Annotated in this window: 18 protein-coding genes; 7 read left to right on the plus strand and 11 right to left on the minus strand. The window is 72.1% G+C overall.

Going from position 1 to position 17,584, the window contains the following annotated elements; all coding sequences use genetic code 11:
- Positions 1-161: 161 nt before the first annotated feature.
- Positions 162-1,670, plus strand: coding sequence for a glycosyltransferase family 39 protein (locus tag AB0C19_RS21395; RefSeq protein ID WP_357187927.1), 1,509 nt, complete (start codon positions 162-164; stop codon positions 1,668-1,670).
- A gap of 35 nt (positions 1,671-1,705) precedes the next feature.
- Here AB0C19_RS21395 and AB0C19_RS21400 read toward each other — a convergent pair whose 3' ends face one another.
- Both AB0C19_RS21400 and AB0C19_RS21405 read right to left on the minus strand, forming a co-directional pair.
- Positions 1,706-3,298 carry a histidine kinase N-terminal domain-containing protein gene (locus tag AB0C19_RS21400; protein WP_357187929.1) on the minus strand — a complete coding sequence of 531 codons (1,593 nt, stop codon included), beginning with the start codon at positions 3,296-3,298 and terminating at the stop codon, positions 1,706-1,708.
- A 25-nt stretch (positions 3,299-3,323) separates the two neighbouring features.
- Positions 3,324-4,355, minus strand: a complete 1,032-nt coding sequence (locus AB0C19_RS21405; RefSeq protein WP_124776247.1) for an SIS domain-containing protein — start codon at positions 4,353-4,355, stop codon at positions 3,324-3,326.
- A 189-nt stretch (positions 4,356-4,544) separates the two neighbouring features.
- Here AB0C19_RS21405 and AB0C19_RS21410 point away from each other — a divergent pair, with 189 nt between their 5' ends.
- Positions 4,545-6,371: a tetratricopeptide repeat protein gene (locus tag AB0C19_RS21410; protein WP_357187931.1), complete on the plus strand. Its 1,827-nt coding sequence runs from the start codon at positions 4,545-4,547 to the stop codon at positions 6,369-6,371.
- 97 nt (positions 6,372-6,468) lie between these two features.
- Here AB0C19_RS21410 and AB0C19_RS21415 read toward each other — a convergent pair whose 3' ends face one another.
- Complete coding sequence (locus tag AB0C19_RS21415; RefSeq protein ID WP_357187932.1) at positions 6,469-8,055, minus strand: MDR family MFS transporter; 1,587 nt, start codon at positions 8,053-8,055, stop codon at positions 6,469-6,471.
- A gap of 105 nt (positions 8,056-8,160) precedes the next feature.
- Between AB0C19_RS21415 and AB0C19_RS21420 the strand changes: the two genes are divergently transcribed.
- Positions 8,161-8,745, plus strand: coding sequence for a TetR/AcrR family transcriptional regulator (locus tag AB0C19_RS21420; RefSeq protein ID WP_357187934.1), 585 nt, complete (start codon positions 8,161-8,163; stop codon positions 8,743-8,745).
- Between the two features lie 42 nt (positions 8,746-8,787).
- Here AB0C19_RS21420 and AB0C19_RS21425 read toward each other — a convergent pair whose 3' ends face one another.
- The 8 genes from AB0C19_RS21425 to AB0C19_RS21460 all read right to left on the minus strand — a co-directional run bounded on the left by AB0C19_RS21425 (position 8,788) and on the right by AB0C19_RS21460 (position 13,262).
- On the minus strand, positions 8,788-9,297 hold the full coding sequence (locus AB0C19_RS21425; protein WP_357187936.1) for a GNAT family N-acetyltransferase: 510 nt from the start codon (positions 9,295-9,297) through the stop codon (positions 8,788-8,790).
- Positions 9,294-9,515, minus strand: a complete 222-nt coding sequence (locus AB0C19_RS21430) for a biotin/lipoyl-binding carrier protein (RefSeq protein ID WP_181518367.1) — start codon at positions 9,513-9,515, stop codon at positions 9,294-9,296. The genes AB0C19_RS21425 and AB0C19_RS21430 overlap by 4 nt, the downstream gene beginning before the upstream one ends.
- Before the next feature lie 205 nt (positions 9,516-9,720).
- Entirely contained in the window at positions 9,721-9,885 is a 165-nt protein-coding gene (locus tag AB0C19_RS21435; RefSeq protein WP_210784647.1) for a hypothetical protein, read from the minus strand.
- Between the two features lie 59 nt (positions 9,886-9,944).
- Positions 9,945-10,232, minus strand: coding sequence for a mycothiol system anti-sigma-R factor (rsrA, locus tag AB0C19_RS21440; protein WP_030490399.1), 288 nt, complete (start codon positions 10,230-10,232; stop codon positions 9,945-9,947).
- A gap of 1 nt (position 10,233) precedes the next feature.
- Positions 10,234-11,058, minus strand: coding sequence for a sigma-70 family RNA polymerase sigma factor (locus tag AB0C19_RS21445; protein WP_357187939.1), 825 nt, complete (start codon positions 11,056-11,058; stop codon positions 10,234-10,236).
- A gap of 235 nt (positions 11,059-11,293) precedes the next feature.
- Positions 11,294-11,911, minus strand: coding sequence for an alpha/beta family hydrolase (locus AB0C19_RS21450; RefSeq protein ID WP_357187941.1), 618 nt, complete (start codon positions 11,909-11,911; stop codon positions 11,294-11,296).
- Positions 11,912-11,962: 51 nt separating this feature from the next.
- A complete protein-coding gene (locus AB0C19_RS21455; RefSeq protein WP_091406097.1) occupies positions 11,963-12,355 on the minus strand; it encodes a WhiB family transcriptional regulator in 393 nt (130 codons plus the stop codon).
- Positions 12,356-12,551: 196 nt separating this feature from the next.
- Positions 12,552-13,262 carry an SOS response-associated peptidase gene (locus AB0C19_RS21460; RefSeq protein ID WP_357187944.1) on the minus strand — a complete coding sequence of 237 codons (711 nt, stop codon included), beginning with the start codon at positions 13,260-13,262 and terminating at the stop codon, positions 12,552-12,554.
- A 103-nt stretch (positions 13,263-13,365) separates the two neighbouring features.
- Between AB0C19_RS21460 and aroA the strand changes: the two genes are divergently transcribed.
- The 4 genes from aroA to AB0C19_RS21480 are packed head-to-tail and all read left to right on the plus strand — an operon-like array spanning position 13,366 to position 17,560.
- Positions 13,366-14,667 carry a 3-phosphoshikimate 1-carboxyvinyltransferase gene (gene aroA, locus AB0C19_RS21465; protein ID WP_357187945.1) on the plus strand — a complete coding sequence of 434 codons (1,302 nt, stop codon included), beginning with the start codon at positions 13,366-13,368 and terminating at the stop codon, positions 14,665-14,667.
- A gap of 55 nt (positions 14,668-14,722) precedes the next feature.
- Positions 14,723-15,799 (plus strand): ribosome small subunit-dependent GTPase A, encoded by a 1,077-nt coding sequence (rsgA, locus tag AB0C19_RS21470; RefSeq protein WP_357187947.1) that lies wholly within the window; start codon positions 14,723-14,725, stop codon positions 15,797-15,799.
- 28 nt (positions 15,800-15,827) lie between these two features.
- Positions 15,828-16,646, plus strand: a complete 819-nt coding sequence (gene hisN / locus AB0C19_RS21475) for a histidinol-phosphatase (protein WP_357187949.1) — start codon at positions 15,828-15,830, stop codon at positions 16,644-16,646.
- Positions 16,647-16,705: 59 nt separating this feature from the next.
- Complete coding sequence (locus AB0C19_RS21480; protein ID WP_238688493.1) at positions 16,706-17,560, plus strand: hypothetical protein; 855 nt, start codon at positions 16,706-16,708, stop codon at positions 17,558-17,560.
- Positions 17,561-17,584: the final 24 nt, after the last annotated feature.

The following is a 17,584-nucleotide window of genomic DNA, read 5'->3' on the forward strand; positions in this document are numbered from 1 at the left end:
CATGCTGCCACACCCCATGGGGGCCGGCCAATGTCCGCGTGCTGGATCCCACATCACGGGCCGGAGCTCAGCCGACCAGCTGGTCACCAAGGACAGTTCGGGCATAACGGGGAGAGCGCCGGTGACGCCCACGGAGGGGGTGGTCGTGGCAGGCTCGGACCGTGCGGCAATTGTCCGAGAGGTCGGCCGGCGCGGCGTGGGAGCACCTGCGCCGCCTGCCGGTCTGGCTCGCGCCGGCGCTGTTGACAGTGGCGGTGACAGTGACCGGGCTGGGCTCCGCCCAGCTCTGGCGCGACGAACTGGCGACGTGGAGCGCTGCCACGCGGTCGCTCGGCGACCTGGCCCGACTGGCCGGCACCATCGACGCCGCCACCGGGCCGTACTACCTGCTGATGCATCTCTGGACGGGGGTCTTCGGCGACTCCACCATCGCCCTGCGCGTACCGGCGGTGTTGGCGATGACAGTGGCCGCCGGGCTGCTCGCCGTGCTCGGCGCGCTGCTCGTCGACCGACGCGCCGGCCTCTTCGCCGGGCTGCTGTTCGCGGTGCTCCCCGGCACCTCCCGCTACGGGCAGGAGGCTCGCCCCTACGCGCTGGCCACCATGCTCGCCGTGCTCGCCACAGTGCTGCTGGTGGTCGCGCTGCGTCGACCGAGTTGGGCCCGTTGGGCCGGTTACGCCGCCGCCGTCGCTGCTCTCGGTCTCATCCACCTGATCGCGCTCACACTGCTCGCCGCCCACGCGCTGGTCGTCCTCATCGTCTGGTGGCGCGGCCCGGCCCCGGCCGGCATCGCCACCCCGGCCCAGCCCGACGCCGAGCGGGACCGGCGGGTGTGGCGGTGGCTGGTCGCCGTGGTGCCGGTCGCGTTGCTGGCCGGCCCGCTGCTGGTCAAGGCCCGCACCCAGCAGTCCCGGCAGTTGAACTGGGTCCACCTGGCCCGGCTGGACGACCTGACCGCGCTGCCCGGCGGCGTGGCCCAGAGCAGTGTGGTCGGTGGCCTGCTGCTCGGGGTCGCCGCGCTGGGCGCGGCCCGGCTCGGGCGGCGCTCTCTGCTGCCGGTCGGCGCGGTGCTGCTGCCCGTACTGCTGCTCTTCGCCGCCGGCACTGTCGTACCGCTGTGGGTGCCCCGGTACCTGGTCTTCGTGGTGCCCTTCGCGTGCCTGCTGGCGGGCGCGGCGCTGGCCGCCGTGGCCGCTCCGGCCGCGCTCGTCGTGGTGGTCCTGGCCGGGCTGCTCGGGCTACCCGACCAGGCGGCGCTGCGACGGACCCACGAGTGGCCGCGCAGCGCGCCGGTGGACTACGCGGGGGCGGCCCGGGTGATCGCCGACGGCCAACGCCCGGGGGACGCTGTGGTCTACTCGCCCCGGCACAGTTGGCTCTTCCTCGACCTCGGCATCGAGTACCACATCAGCGACCCACCCCGAGACGTGCTGGTCACCGAGGACGAGGTCCGCCGCGGCGACCTGTGGGCCGCCGAGTGTCCCCAGCCAGCACCGTGCCTGGCCGGTACGACACGGGTGTGGCTCGTCGTCTCCGGCCGGCACGCCGAGCCGCTGGCCGCCGTGCCCGGCGCCAAGGGCGACGCACTACGCACGGACTTCACGGTCGCCCAGGTCTGGCAGCGCCCCGGCCTCACAGTCGCCCTGTTGACCAACCGCCCCGACCGCTGACCGGTCCGTCCATGGGCAGGCCGGCGGGCGGCGGCTCAGGTCTGCGAGCGGCCGTCGTGGGTGTTGCGGGCCAGCGGGACGACCAGCATTGCCTCGGTGCCACCGTTGGCGCCGGCACGCAGTTCGATGGTGCCGCGCAACTCCCCGGTGATCAGGGCTCGGACGATCTGAAGGCCGAGCCGGCTGCCGCGTTCGGCGTCGAAGTCCGGGGGCAGGCCGCGTCCGTTGTCGGTCACCGAGACGTGCAGCATCTTGCGGAAGCGGTGCGCGGAGACCACCACCTCGGGCCGCAGTGACGGGTCGATCTCGGGAGGGGCGACCGGCACCATGCCGGAAGCCGCGGCCGCCGGGGTCTCCTCCGCCTCGTCGGCCGGCGGGAAGCCGTGCTCGACGGCGTTGAGCAGCAACTCGTTGAGGACCATCACCAGCGAGGTGGCGATCTCCGCCGGCAGTACGCCAAAGCTGCCCCGCCGCCGCATGCCGACGCTCACCTCGGTCGCCGCGACCTCGGTCGCCGCGCTGGCCACCCGGTCGACGATGCCGTCGAACTCCACCGCCTCGTCGCTGGACATCGAGAGCGTCTCGTGTACCAGGGCGATCGAGGCGACCCGACGGACCGATTCCTCCAGCGCGACCCGGGCCTCCGGCATCGCCACCCGGCGGGCCTGCAACCGCAGCAGCGCGGCCACCGTCTGGAGATTGTTCTTCACCCGGTGGTGGATCTCCCGGATGGTGGCGTCCTTGGTGATCAGTGCCCGGTCCCGGCGGCGGACCTCGGTGATGTCCCGGACCAGCACCAACGCTCCGATCGGCACCCCGGCCGGCATCAGCGGCAGCGCCCGGGTGAGCATCGTGGCACCTCGTGCGTCGATCTCACGGCGGGGTGGCGCCTCACCGCGCAGCGCGGCCAGGATGCCGTTCGAGGCCTCGGTGCCGTCCAGCGGGTCACCGGCCAACCGGCGGTGCAACGCGGCCAGGTCCTCCCCCACCAGGTGGGAGGCGTAGCCCAGTCGGCGGTACGCGGACTGCGCGTTCGGGCTGGCGTAGGTGACCTTGCCGCCGGCGTCGAGCCGGACCAGGCCGTCGCCTACCCGGGGCGCCGAGGTGGTCTCGCCCGGATGCCGCGGCGGCGGGAAGGTGCCGTCCGCGATCATCTGCGCCAGGTCGTCGGCGGTGGTGAGGTAGTTGAGCTCCAGTTGGCTGGGCGTACGCGCGGTGGAGAGGTTGGTGTCCCGCCCGACCACGGCGATCACCTCGCCGGCCTCCCCCTCGGCGGTACGCAGCCGAACAGGGATCGCCTCGTGCCGGGCCGGCACGTCGCCGTACCAGACCGGGTCACCCTCGCGCCAGATCCGACCCTGGGAGTACGCCACTCCCAGGTGGGCCACCTCCGGCCCGCCGACGATCCGACCCACCTGGTCGTCCTGGTAGGCGGTCGGTGCGGTGGTCGGGCGCACCTGGGCGACGCAGAGGAACGTGCCGTCGGCGTCGACCGGCACCCAGAGCAGCAGGTCGGCGAAGGACAGATCGGAGAGCAGTTGCCAGTCGCCGGCGATCCGGTGCAGGTGGTCGATGTCGGCCGGACGGAGATGGGTGTGCTCCTCGGCGAGGTCGCGCAGCGTGGACACGGTGACCAGGGTGCCACGCCGCGCCTCACATCGTCGCGGTGACCTTCTTCAACCCGCGCGGCGCGTCCGGGTCCTCGCCTCGGGTGAGCGCCAGGGCCAGCGCCAACCGCTGCATCGGCAGGATGTCCAGCAGCGGGGCGTACCGCTCGTCGACCTCGGGGACGGCCAGCCGGGTGGCGCCCGGCACGTCGGCGGAGCCGACCACCACGACGTCGGCGCGGCGTTCGCCGAGGCGGGGCAGCACCTCACCCATCGACCGGCCGCCGGGACCGGAGCCGACCACGGCGAGCACCGGGACCTCCGGGTCGGTCATCGCGAGCGGGCCGTGCAGCAGGTCGGCGCCGGAGAAGGCGAGCGCCGGCAGGTACGAGGTTTCCATCAGCTTCAGCGCGGCCTCCCGGGCGGTGGGGTAGGCGTAGCCCCGGCCGGTGGTGACAAGCTGACGGGCGAACCGGTAGCGCGGGGCGAGCTGGGCCGGGGTGCCGTCGGCCAGGGTGCGGGCGGCCAGCTCGGGCAGTGCGTCGAGCGCCTCCCGTTCGGCCTTCGGGAGCACGCCGTCGCCGGCCCGGATGCCCTCCACCAGCATCAGCAGGGCGAGCAGCTCGGCGGTGTACGTCTTGGTGGCAGCCACAGCCCGCTCGTGCCCGGCGGCGATGTCGACGCTCAGCTCGGCCACGTCGACCAGCGGCGAGTCGGGGGCGTTTGTCACCGCGAGGGTCAGCGCACCGGAGGCCCGGGCGGCGCGCAGCACCTCGGCCAGGTCGGGCGAGCCGCCGCTCTGGCTGACCCCGACGACAAGCGCGTCGGAGAGGTCGGGGCGGGCACCGAACAGGGTGACGACGCTGGGCGAGGCGAGCCCGGCGGGCAGGCCGAGCCGGATCTCGGTCAGGTAGGCCCCGTAGAGCGCCGCGTGATCGGAGGTGCCCCGCGCGGTGAAGACCACGTGCCGTGGCCGACGTTCCGCGATGACCGCCGCCACCCGGGCGATCTCGGCGGCGTTGGCAGCCGAGAGTAGGCGCGCGTAGCCAGCCGGCTGCTCGTCGATGTCGGCGGCCATTCCAGCCCCTGCACGTGTCACGGAAACCCCTCCCCCTGCGCGGTTGCCGCGCGATTCTTGCTCAGTCTTGCACTTTTAAGCGTATCTCAGCAATCGAACGAGCAGGACTGCGCACGTGATCACCAGTTGATCTCAACATCAACTACGCTTTACCCGTTACACCCGGTCTAACTGCCACGAGAGGACGACGTGCCCGAGGGAACGGACGATCCCGCGCTCTCCGCGACGGAGGAGCTGGCGCTGGCCCGGCTGGCACTCGACGAGGGCGACCTGCACCACGCCGCCGGCCACCTCGCCGGCGCGTTGGCGCGGGCCCCCACACTGCCGGAGGTGCACGAGACGCTGGCCCGGCTCGCCGTGTCGAGCGGCGGCGGCCTCGACCTCTTCCCGATCAACCACCACACGTTCGTCGGTGCTGTCGTCGCCCGCGCCCACCTCCTCGCCACGGCCGGGCGCCCCGCCGAAGGGCTGGAGCTGCTGGCCGCGGCGACGTCGTACGCGCCCGGCACCGAGTGGGCCGGCGTGCCCTGGGTCACCGCGCCCGAGCTGGCCGAACGACTGGAACCGGAGCACATCGCCCGCGTCCTCATGCAGGTCTGTGCCGCACTGCCCGACCCGGTGCCGAGGATCGGCCGGGCCCCGCTGACCCCGTACCTCACGCTCGCCCGCAACGCGGCCACGGTGCACCCCGAACACGGCCTGCTGCTGGGCGCGGCGTCCGCGCTGGCCCGGCGCCTCGGCGAGGTCGAGCTGGCGGTCCGCTGGGCCACCCGAGGGGTACGCGCACAGCCCTCGAAGATGGGCGAGGTGTGGCTCGGGTACGCGTACCGCAGCTCGGGCCGGACCCGCGACGGCCTCGCGGCACTCGGTCGGGCCGTCGAGCTGGACCCCGACGACCTGGCGATCTACGCGGACATCGCCGGCACCCTGGCCGAGATCGGCCGGCTGGACGAGGCGTTGGAGTGGACCGAGCGGGCGCTGGCGCGCGATCCGTCGTTCGACTGCGCGGTGCACACCGCCCACCGCCTACGGCACCTGCGCGACGGTGACCTCGCCCACCTTGTCGCGCTCGCCGACTTCGTGCGGGACCACCCGGACGACAGCCACGAGCACGGCGACCTGGCCCAGTGCTGCCGAGGCCGTCCCTGGCTCGGCCAACTCACCCCGGCCGGTGGGCCCCTGGTCGACGCGATGCGCCAGGCGGTGGCCGATGACGAACTTGGTCTCGGCGGTGCCGTACGCCTGCCCGCCGCCGCCCCGCCGAGCGCGGTCGGGACGGCGATCTCCACCGCCCCCGGGCTGCGGATCGAGGTCGTCGGCACGCTGGAGCCCGACCCGCGCGAGCCCCGGCGGGAGACCGCTCAGCGGTTGTGGCACTACGCGGACGCAGTCCCCACACCCGCGCTGGCGGCGCCCTCGGCGACGGCTGTCGAACGGATCGGGCAGATCGCCCACCCGGCGTGGGCGCACCCACCAGCGGCGTACGACGCGGCGGTGGGCCTGGCCGGCCTCGACCTGGGCGACCTGCTCGGTCTGCTGGTGCACCCGCCGGCGGCACCGGCCAACGCGGTGGGTCGGCTGCTGGCGGCCCACGACCCGTCGGTCTGGGTCCGTGGAGTGCAGGTGTGGGCCTGTCTGGGGCTGCTGCACCACCGCACCGACGAGCCGTGGGAGGGCTCGACCCGGCGCCGGGTGCTGCTCGATCTGATCTGGGGCGTCGAGGACTGGGTCACCGAGGCGGCGCTGTTCGCCCTGGTCACCGCCGCCTGGGTGGATCCGACGGTGCGGTCGGACGTGGCCCGGGTGGTGGCGGAGCGGCTGGCCGACGCGGCTGCCGTGGCGCGGAGCCGACCGGTCCCGATCGCCGCCTCGCTCGCTCACCTGGCACTCGCCGCCCCGCAGTTGGATCCGGCGACGGCGGCACTGGCCACCGAACTGCTGGCCACTCACTCCCCGCGGCTTCCCCGCCCCCGCAACCCTCTACGCCGGCTCTGGCAACGCCTGCTCCGCCGCTGACTCCCACCACCCCGCGATCTTGCACTTACTGTCGCCGTTTTGTCGGAAACAGTGCTTATGCACGCGCACAAAGTGCAAGATCGCGGAGGTTCGTGGGTCAGGCGACCGGGGCCTTGCCGAGGGCGACCTCGGCGTCCTCCTCCGGGGTGGCCTGCGGCGGCGCCTCGTTCGCGGTGCGCAGCGGGATCTCCTTGATGAACCAGGCGAGCACCGGGATCACGATGGTGAACAGCACCGCCCAGAGGAAGACGTGCGAGATGGCGTCGGACAGACCACCGAGCACCGCCTCGCGCGCCTGGGCGGGCAGTTCCTTGAGCTTCTCCAGGTCCATCCCGGAGCCGCCGGACTCGCCACCGAAGGCCCGACCGCCCTCGGAGCTGGCCAGCCGGCTGGCGAAGATCGCGCCGAACAACGAGATGCCGAACGAGCCGCCGATCGACCGGAAGAAGGTGGCCGCGCCGCTGGCCGCGCCGAGGTCCTTCTGCTCGACGCTGTTCTGCGCGATCAGCATCGACGTCTGCATGAGGAAGCCCATGCCGACGCCGAGCACGATCATGTAGAGCGAGGACATCAGCTTGCTGGTGTCGGTGTCGAGCATGGACAGCAGCGCCATGCCCGCCGTCATCGTCACGCCACCGATGATCGGGTACGCCCGGTACCTGCCGTTGCGGGTGATCGCCCGGCCGATGACCAGCGAGACGACAAGCATGCCGAACATCAACGGCAGCAGCAGCAGACCACTGTTGGTGGCCGACGCCCCCTGCACCGTCTGCTGGTAGAGCGGCAGGAAGTTCATCGCGCCGAACATCGCGAAGCCGAGCAGGAAGCCGATCACCGAGATCAGCGCGAAGTTGCGGTTGGCGAAGAGCGCCAGCGGCAGGATCGGCTCCTGGACACGGCGTTCCACAAGGCCGAACGCCGCCAACGAGAGGAGAGCCAGCACGGCCAGGCCGAGGATCGGCAGTGACACCCAGTCGTACTCGTTGCCACCCCAGGTGGTGATGAGCACGATCGCTGTGATGCCGACCGAGAGCAGCCCGGCGCCGAGCCAGTCGATCCGGTGCTCGGTGCGGTACTTCGGCAGGTGCATGGTGGTGATCAGCACGAGCAGCGCGATTCCGCCCAGCGGCAGGTTCACGTAGAACGCCCAGCGCCACGAGAGGTGGTCGGTGATGAACCCGCCGGCCAGCGGGCCGGCGACCATGGCGATGGCCATGATGCCGGCGATCATGCCCTGGTAGCGCCCGCGCTCGCGGGGCGGGACCAGGTCACCGATGATCGCCATCACGCCGACCATGAGGCCGCCGGCGCCGAGGCCCTGCACGGCCCGGAAGGCGATGAGCTGGACCATGCCGTCCTCTGGGCCGCCGAGCATCCCGGAGCCGGCCATGCCACAGAGGGCGGAGCCGACCAGGAAGACGACGACCGAGGTCAGGAACACCGACTTGCGGCCGTAGAGGTCACCGAGCTTGCCCCAGATCGGGGTGGAGACGGTGGTGCCCAGGACGTACGCGGTAACCACCCAGGTGAAGTGGTTGAGCCCGCCGAACTCGCCGACGATCCGCGGTAACGCGGTGCTGACGATCATATTGTCGAGCATCGCGAGCATCATCGCGATCATCAGCCCGAACAGCACGACCCTGATGTTGTTGGGTCGCGTGCCGGCCTGGGTTGCCTGAGTCATGGGTAAGCTCCCCCCGAAGATTGCCGTACTTACTTGCCGCCCGGCTAGTCACCTTACTAGCCGCACGGTAAGTTGGGTACAAGCAACGGTCAAGCCATTTGGAGGGTGTGCGTGAGCGAGAGCACAGGCGGCGGAACGCGGGAACGGATCAAGGCCGTCGCGCTCGAACTCTTCACCGAGCAGGGGTACGAGAAGACCTCGCTCCGGGAAATCGCCGAGCGCCTCAATGTCACCAAGGCCGCGCTCTACTACCACTTCAAAAGCAAGGACGACATCGTCGCCAGCTTCGTCGAGGACCGGCTGGAGGGGATGGACGCGCTGATCGCCTGGGCCGCCACCCAGCCCGCCACCCTGGCCACCCGGCGCGAGCTGATCTCCCGGTACGCCGACACGATGTTCGACGGCACTCAGCCGTCGGTGATGCGCTTCTTCGAGCAGAACCAGACGGCACTCAAGAGCCTCTCCTCCGGGCAGAAGATGCGCGGTCGGATGTTGGAGCTGGCCGACGCCCTCTGCCGGGGCGACGACTCCCCCGCCGCCCAACTGCGCGCCGCGCTGTCAATCTTCGCGGTGCACACCAGCTGGTTCGCGGTCCGCGCGCCGCACATCAGCGACGACGAACGCCGCAAGCTCGCCCTGGAGGTCGCCGACGAGCTGCTGGCCGCCATCGGCACGCAGCCCAACGCCTGACCGGGCGTGATCGTGGCGGCCCCGGGCTCGTCGATCGCCGGCTCAGCCGCGCGTCAGCTCCAGCCGAAGGCCGAGCAGGTCCACACCCGGCAGCGGTGACCAGTCCTTCTCCGGCGAACGGACGAAACCGCGCCGCGAGTAGAGCCGATGCGCCGGATCGGCCATCCCGGCCCGGACGCAGATCGCCACCGCCGTGCAACCCAACTCGGTCGCCCGATCGACGCACGCCTCGACCAGTGCGGCACCCACACCCCGCCCCTGAGCGCCCGGGTCGACAGCGAGCATCCGGAACTCCGCCTCGCCCGGCCCGGCCAACTCGGCGAACGGGGTGCCCGGCAGCACGAACGTGACCGAGCCGAGCACCGCCCCGGTCACCTCGTCGACAGCGATCAGCACCTCGCCGCTGGCGGCTCGGGTCGACACGTCGGCCAGCACCTCGCCGTACCCGTGTTCGCCCTTGAGCTGGCCGTCCGCCTCGTACGCGGCCACTGTCAGCCGGGCCACCGCCGGGAAGTCGGCCGACTCGGCCGCACGGACCCGCAACCCGGTCAAGCGATCACCGCGATCAGGTCACCGTCCTGCACGACGTCGCCCTCGTTGACGACGAGCTGCTGGAGCACACCATCGGACTCGGCGACGACCGGGATCTCCATCTTCATCGACTCAAGGATCACCAGGGTGTCGCCCTCGGTCACCGTGTCACCCGCCGTGGCAACGACCTTCCAGACGTTGGCCACCATCTCGGCGCGGATCTCCTCGGCCATGTCCAGGCCCTCCCTTTTCGCGACGTGCCTGCCGACGTATCCAATCATGCGTCGACCGGCGGTGGGCGCGCAGCGGCACAGCCGGGATGACAGGCCCGCCCTGGGGAAGGCGGCGGGTGTCGACCGCACTACCATCAGCGGGTCGGACCCGACGCCGGACCGCCGGTGGCCGCATCCGCGCCGAGGTCGTGCGCAGGACGGATCCGACCCATCACGAGGAGGTCAGCATGGCGAAGAAGTCCCGGAAGAAGAAGGCTCGTAAGAAGAGCGCCGCGAACCACGGCAAGCGTCCCAACTCCTGAACGGGTCGACGGGCCGACTGCCCGTCGCCGCTCAGCCGGCCGAGGCCGGGTACACCGGTGGCCCGGGTCGACATCGACCCGGGCCACCGGTCTTGCCAGTTGGTGCCGACGCTCGATCGGCCACCTCGAACACTCAGTCGGCCAGCTCACGAGAGTCGCTGGTCTCGAAGACCACCAGCTCGGTGAGCTTGACCCGCAGCCGCTCACGCAGCTGATCCGGCGCTGTCTCGTTGCCACAGCAACGCGCCACCAGCGCCCGTACCTCCTGCTCCAGCCCGTACTCGCGCAGGCAGGGCCCGCACTCGTCCAGGTGGTGCCGGATCAGCGAGCGGCGCTCGTCGGCGCACTCCAGATCCAGGTAGAGATACACCTCCGCGAGCACTTCGCGGCAGTCCGTCTCGTGCGGCTCCCCACAGCTCACGTCACACCTCCCGGCCGGCAGCGGCGGTCGAGCCCTTCGCCGAGCGGGCCGCACTGAAGCCCCGCTCCCCCGCGTAGCGCTCGAGCAGCTTGCGCAGATTACGACGGCCCCGGTGCAGACGCGACATCACGGTGCCGATCGGCGTGCCCATGATGTCCGCGACCTCCTTGTAGGAGAAGCCCTCGACATCGGTGAGGTAGACGGCCAGGCGGAACTCCTCCGGCAACTGCTGGAGGGCCTCCTTGACGTCACTGTCCGGCAGCCGGTCCAGTGCCTCGGTCTCGGCCGAGCGCAACCCGCTGGAGGTGTGCGACTCGGCCTCGGCGAGCTGCCAGTCGGTGATCTCCTCGGTGGGCGCCTGGATCGGCTGGCGCTGCCGCTTGCGGTAGGAGTTGATGTAGGTGTTGGTCAGGATCCGGTAGAGCCAGGCCTTGAGGTTCGTGCCCTGCTCGAACTGGTGGAAGGCCGCGTACGCCTTCAGGTACGTCTCCTGGACCAGGTCCTCGGCATCCGCCGGGTTGCGTGTCATCCGCAGCCCAGCAGCGTAGAGCTGATCGACGAATGGCATCGCGTCCCGCTCGAATCGGGCCCTGCGCTCGTCCGTCTTCTCGGTGGTCAACCGCACATCCCCTCGCGTCGGATGCTTTCCCGCCGAGGATACGCGCACGGACCTGCCCGCAGATTCACTTCCGGCCGGTGTGCCCGTGCTCACCGCACCCACCGCGCCCGGTCCCGCCGTCGCGGGCCACTCCGGGCCATCCAGCAGCCGCTTCAGCTGCCGGGCGTCCCGCTCGTCCCGTTCCAGGCTTCGTGTCTCGGTTGGCACCGGTCACCCCCCTCGCAGAAAAGTCGTCCGGGGGTAGTAACGCGAGATGACCACTGGGGCATTCCGGCCGGTCCTCCCCGTTCCTGGTCCCGGCCCCGACGGCGGCCGGCGCTGGGACCAGGAAGGGCCTGGGAGGACTGGTGTCACCGGCCCTGCTCGGGCCGGCGGCACCAACGGATGCAACGACCCGTGCCCGCACCGGAAACGGTCGTCCCGGCGAGCCGGCCGCGACGGATCAGCTGGCCGCCCAGCCGTGGGCGGACAGCCAGTCGCGCACGGCGGCGGCGGTGCCGGCCGGATCGCGGCGCAGGTCGTGCGTCTCACCGGGACGGCTCACCACCTGCACGGCCGGTCCCGGCTCCGGCGTCCCGAACGGATCCCGGTCGCCGTTGACGACAAGCGTCGGCAGGCCGGTGCCCAGTTCGGCGGCGCGCGAGCGTTCCGGCCGGCCGGGCGGGTGCAGTGGAAAGGCCAACGCGACCACACCCACCGCGCCCACCGCACGGGCCGTCCGACAGGCCACCCGTGCGCCGCTGGAACGCCCACCGACCACCACCGTCGGCACGCCCGCGTGCCGGTCACGCAGCTCGGCGAGCACCGCCGCCCAGGCCTCGTCGAGGTGACCTGCCGGTGCCGGCGCACGTCGACCGGCGACCCGGTAGGGCTGCGTCACCCGGACCACCGCCAGGCCGGCCGCCACCGACGCGTCCCGGACCGCGAGCAGGTCGGGCGCGTCGACGCTGCCGCCCCCGCCGTGCCCGAGGACGAGCAGGGCGGTGGCCGGGCGGACCGGCAGGTCGGTGTCGATCAACGCCGGACCACGCGGGGTGTCGATCTCGTTGCTGGCTGGCACCGGCCTATTCTGCGCCGCCGGACGGGCGTCGGGTGCGAACCTGGCCGCCGATCAGCTCAGCGGGACCAGGGCGAGCAGGCGATCGCGCACCGGCGGGCCGGCGTCGTCGATGGCGTCCGGATCGGGTTCGACCTCGCCGCGCCAGGCGACCAGCATCGCCCGTCGTTCCCGTGGCGTGGTGCCACCCCACACGCCGTGGCAGTCACCGACGTCGAGGGCCCAGGCCAGGCAGGACCCCTGTACGTCGCAACTGCGACACAGCGCGACGGCGGCGTCCGCCGGCTCGTTCGGTGCCGGAAAGAATGTCTCCGGATCGACGCTCTGGCAGGTTCCCCTGGTGCGCCATGCGTCGTCCTGCCGCCGTTCTCGCACGGCCCGCAGCAGTCGCGGATCTCGCCGCGCCGCCGCCACCTCGTGCGGGCGCGGCATACGTGCCCGTGTCATCCACCCACCTCCCCCGTGGGACCGGCAAAAGCTGTGGACGTCGTCCGCCCCGTGCGGACCGACAGCCACTACCGGCGCTGTGTTCTATCGCACTTCGCAACACCGGGACAAGGGTCTGCCGGGAACATGACTGAACAGCCAGGAGACGAATCGCTCGGAACCCTGGCAAATCGGCGGCCGACAATGCACGGCAGCGTCAGAACAGGGTCAGCTCCTGCGGTGACACAGTCGGCGCCACCGCCACCCGCGCGGTCAGCTGTGGCCCGTCGTTACGAACGTCTCCCACCGCCGCACCCACCGGGCGGATCTCCAACCCCGCCAACTGCTCCGCCGACGCCGGAGCGAGCAACCGCTCCGGCTCGTCCGTCGGCCCGAGCCACGACGACCACCGCTCGGGTGGCAGCAACACCGGCATCCGGTCGTGCACCTCGGCGAGGTCGCCGAGCGCCGCGGTGGTCAGCACGCTGAACGTGAGCCGGGTCTCGGCGTCGGACTCCCAGACCGACCAGATGCCGGCCAGCGCGAGCACCGAGCGGTCCCGAGGAGTCATGAAGTACGGCTGTCGCCCGCCGTCGGGCAGCCGGACCCACTCGTACCAGCCGTCGGCCGGGACCAGGCACCGGCGACGGGAGAACGAACCGGCGTACGCCCGACTGGTGGCCACCGTCTCCGCCCGCGCGTTGATCATCCGGGCGGCTCCCGAGGCGGACCGGGACCAGTGCGGCAGCAGACCCCAGCGACCGACGCAGAGGCTGCGGTGCCCCTCCGGACTGACCCGGACCAGCGGCACCGGATCGGTCGGCGCGACGTTGTGGTCAGCCCGGACCCGGCCGTCGGAGTCGTCGGACGACTCGAACAGCGCGCTCAGCTCGCCGGAGCTCCGGGTCGTCGCGTACCTGCCGCACATGGGGCACACGCTAACGCGTCGGAGGCCCCGTCGGCTGTCCCGCCAACCGGGAGTACGAGTGCCGGGCACCGCCGCCCATCCGCCGACACGGCAGAATGTAACCGTGGGCAACCTGACCGCGACCCGGCCGCCGCAGCCGTGGACCGCACCGACCGCATCCGACCCGGTGGCGGCGACGCTGCGCCTGCCCGGTTCCAAATCGATGACCGCCCGGGCCCTGGTGCTCAGCGCGCTTGCCGCCGGCCCGTCGACCCTGGCCCGGCCACTGCGCGCCCGCGACACCGAGTTGATGGCCGCCGGCCTGCGGGCGATGGGCGCGCACGTCTCGATCAGCGACGACGAGAGCTGGCTGGTCCGACCGCACCCGCTGGCCGGCCCCGCCCACGTCGACGTCGGGCTGGCCGGCACCGTGATGCGATTCGTGCCACCGGTGGCGGGCCTGGCCGACGGGCAGGTCACCTTCGACGGTGACCCGTACGTGCGCACCCGCCCGCTCGGCCCGCTGGTCGGCGCGCTGCGCTCGCTGGGCGTCCGGATCGACGTCACCGGCGCCGGCAGCCTGCCGCTGACGGTGCTCGGCACCGGTGGGGTCACCGGCGGCGAGGTGGTGCTCGACGCGTCCGTGTCCAGCCAGTTCGTCTCCGCGTTGTTGCTTGCCGCCCCGCGCTTCGACAGGGGCGTCGTGGTCCGCCACGTCGGCCCGCCGGTGCCCTCCGCGCCGCACCTACGGATGACTGTGCGGATGTTGCGGGCCGCCGGCGCGGCGGTCGACGACAGCACCCCCGACGTCTGGGCCGTCGAGCCCGGCCCGCTCACCGGGCGCGGCTGGGACATCGAACCCGACCTCTCCGGCGCGGTGCCGTTCTTCGCGGCCGCCCTGGTCACCGGCGGCGAGGTCACCTTGCAGGGTTGGCCGCACAGCAGCGCGCAGCCGGTCGAGAAACTCCGCTCGCTGCTCCAGCGGATGGGCGGCGAGGTCACCCTCTCCACGAACGGGCTGACAGTCCGTGGCACCGGCGTGGTGCACGGTCTGACCGCCGACCTCTCCGACGTGGGCGAGTTGACCCTCGTGCTGACCGCGCTGGCCATGCTGGCCGACTCGCCGTCGGTCTTCACCGGTGTCGGGCACATCCGTGGCCACGAGACCGACCGGCTCGCCGCGCTCGCGCGCGAGTTCGGCGGGCTCGGGGCGGACATCACCGAGACACCGGACGGGTTGGAGATCCGGCCCCGACCGCTGCGCGGCGGCGTCTTCCGCACCTACCACGACCACCGGATGGCCCACGCCGCAGCGGTGGCCGGGCTGGCCGTCCCCGGCATCGAGGTCGACGACGTGGGGTGTACCTCCAAGACCATGCCCGAGTTCCCGGCACTATGGTCAGCGATGGTGACCGGCAAGAGCTGACGCGAGAAGAGGACAGGTCCTGGCGACCAAGCGGCGGGAGTACGACGAGGACGACGTGCGGGTCCGGCCCGGAAAGTCGTCGCGCCCGCGTACGCGCACCCGCCCCCAGCACAACGACGCGGTGGACGGCTTCGTCATCGCCGTCGACCGGGGGCGCTACCAGTGCGTGCTGGCCGGGGCCGAGCGCGGCGTGGTGGGGGCCGAGCTGCCCACTGTGACCGCGATGCGGGCCCGCGAGCTGGGCCGCAAGTCGGTGGTGGTGGGTGACCGGGTCAGCCTGGTCGGGGACACGTCCGGCGCGGAGGGCGCTCTCGCCCGCATCGTCCGGATCGCCGAACGCCGCTCGGTGCTGCGCCGTACCGCAGACGACGACGAGACCACCGCCGAGGGTCGACTGGAACGGGTAGTGGTGGCCAACGCGGACCAGTTGGTGATCGTGAGCGCGTTGGCCGACCCACCGCCGCGCACCGGGTTCATCGACCGTTGCCTGGTGGCCGCGTACGACGCGGACGTCGAGCCGCTGCTCTGCCTCACGAAGGCCGACCTGGCCGGGCCGGAGGAGGTGCTCGGCTACTACACCGAGCTGGAGCTGCCGTACGTGCTCAACCGCCCCGACTCCGACCTCGACGCGCTCCGTTCGCTGCTCAGTGGCAAGGTATCGGTGCTGGTCGGGCACTCCGGGGTGGGCAAGTCGACGCTGGTCAACCGCCTCGTTCCGGATGCGCTGCGCGCCGTCGGCGTGGTCAGCGCGATCGGCCGGGGTCGGCACACCTCGACCAGCGCGGTGGCGCTGCGGCTGCCACCGGTACCCGGGATCGACACCGACCCGGGCTGGATCATCGACACCCCCGGGATCCGCAGCTTCGGGCTGGCGCACGTCTCCGCCGACAGCCTGCTGCACGGCTTCCCGGACCTGGTCGAGGGCACCGTCGACTGCCCACCGAACTGCCCCCACACCGCCGATGAGGCCGACTGTGGGCTGGACGCCTGGGTGGCCGCCGGTAAGGCCGACCCGCGCCGGCTGGCGTCGTACCGTCGGTTGCTCGCCTCTCGGGCCGGCGAGGGTGACTCGCGCGGCGACAACGACCAGCGCGGTCCCGGCGAGGGTGACCGGCGCGGCCCCGACGAGTGACCCGACGGGCGTGGGCTAGGTTGCCGGCATGACCGGGTACGCCGACGACCTCGCCCTCGCCCACCTGCTCGCCGATCGGGCCGACGCCATTGCCACGGCCCGGTTCCGCGCGCTCGACCTGCGGGTCGAGGCGAAACCCGACCTGACCCCGGTCTCCGACGCGGACACCGCAGTGGAGCGGGAGATCCGCGCCCTGCTGGCCGAGCACCGACCGGCCGACGGGCTGCTCGGTGAGGAGTACGGCGCGCAGTCGTCCGCCGACCCGAACGGCCGCCGGTGGATCATCGATCCGATCGACGGCACCAAGAACTTCGTCCGCGGCGTGCCGATCTGGGCCACCCTGATCGCGCTCTACGACGGCGATCGACCGGCGGTCGGCGTGGTCTCCGCACCAGCGCTCGGACGACGCTGGTGGGCCAGCGCGGGTGCGGGCGCGTACGCCGGGCCGGGCCCCACGGCCGGCGAGCGGATCGGCGTGTCAGCGGTGCGTGGGATCGCGGACGCCAGCTTCTGCTACTCGTCACTGAACGGGTGGGAGCAAGCCGGGCGGCTCGACGCAGTGCTCGACCTGATGCGGGACAGCTGGCGCAACAGGGCGTACGGCGACTTCTACGGCTACATGCTGTTGGCCGAGGGGGCACTGGACGTGATGGCCGAGCCGGAGTTGTCACTGTGGGACGTGGCGGCGCTGGTGCCGATCATCACGGAGGCGGGTGGCACTGTCACGGATCTGGCCGGAGAACCGGCCCCCGCCGGCGCTCCGGGCACCGACAGCAGCGTGGTGGCCACCAACGGTGTACTGCACGCCGACATCCTCGTCCGCCTCAATCGACCAGCCGAGCGCTGACCCCCGGCAACCTCTATCCTCGCCAGGTGGTCTCCTCCGGTTGGTGCTTTCTCGCGGCGATGATCGTCGCGTACGGCTTCGCCAACCTGCTCCAGTCGGTGGCGGCGGCCCGCACCACTGTCCACCACACCTTCGATCCGGGCCTGCTGCTGCGCCTCGCCGGGCACCGGACGTATCTGGTCGGTCTCGGCTGTCAGATCGGCGGTTTCGTGCTCGCCTTCCTGGCCCGGCGGGACCTGCCGCTGTTCCTCGTGCAGGCCAGCGTGGCCGCCGGGCTCGGGGTGACCGCCATCCTCGGGGTGCTGGTGCTGAAGTGGCGGCTGCCGGCGGCGGAGGTGGTGCTGCTGGCGCTGCTCTTCGCCGGGATCACCGCATTGGTGCTGTCCGCCCGGCCGGCGCCGTCGAAGCAGCTCGGCACCGCCGGCTCGATCGCCCTGCTGGTGGCGTTGGGCGTGATAGCGGTGCTCGGCTTCTTTGCCGTCCGGCTGCACGGGGCACCGGGTTCGGTGGCCCTCGGCTCACTGGCCGGGCTGGCGTTCAGCTCGGCCGCGGTCGCCGCCCGGCCACTGGCATCCGCGCCGTCCGCCGAGGCGTTCCTCGCCGACCCGCTGTTCTACCTGCTGATCGCCCACTCGATAGTGGGTCAGCTGCTGCTCGGTCTGGCCATGCAGCGCGGCTCGACGACCGCCGCTGTCGCCGCGATGGACGCCGCCGGGGCGGTGCCGGCCGCGATCGTCGGCCTGCTGCTGCTCAACGACAAGATCTGGCCGGGGCGGGAGTGGCTGGCCGCTGTCGGCTTCCTGGTGACCCTGGCCGCGGTGATCGGCCTGACCCGGTACGCCGAACCGCAGCAACACCGCTCGGTGGCACGCCGTCGGGACCCCGCCATGGTCGGTGCCGGCCGGCCGGGCTGACCGTCCGGCACGCACCACAACAGA

Origin of the sequence: Micromonospora sp. NPDC048842 (assembly GCF_040649935.1) — a bacterium.
GTDB lineage: Bacteria > Actinomycetota > Actinomycetes > Mycobacteriales > Micromonosporaceae > Micromonospora > Micromonospora hortensis.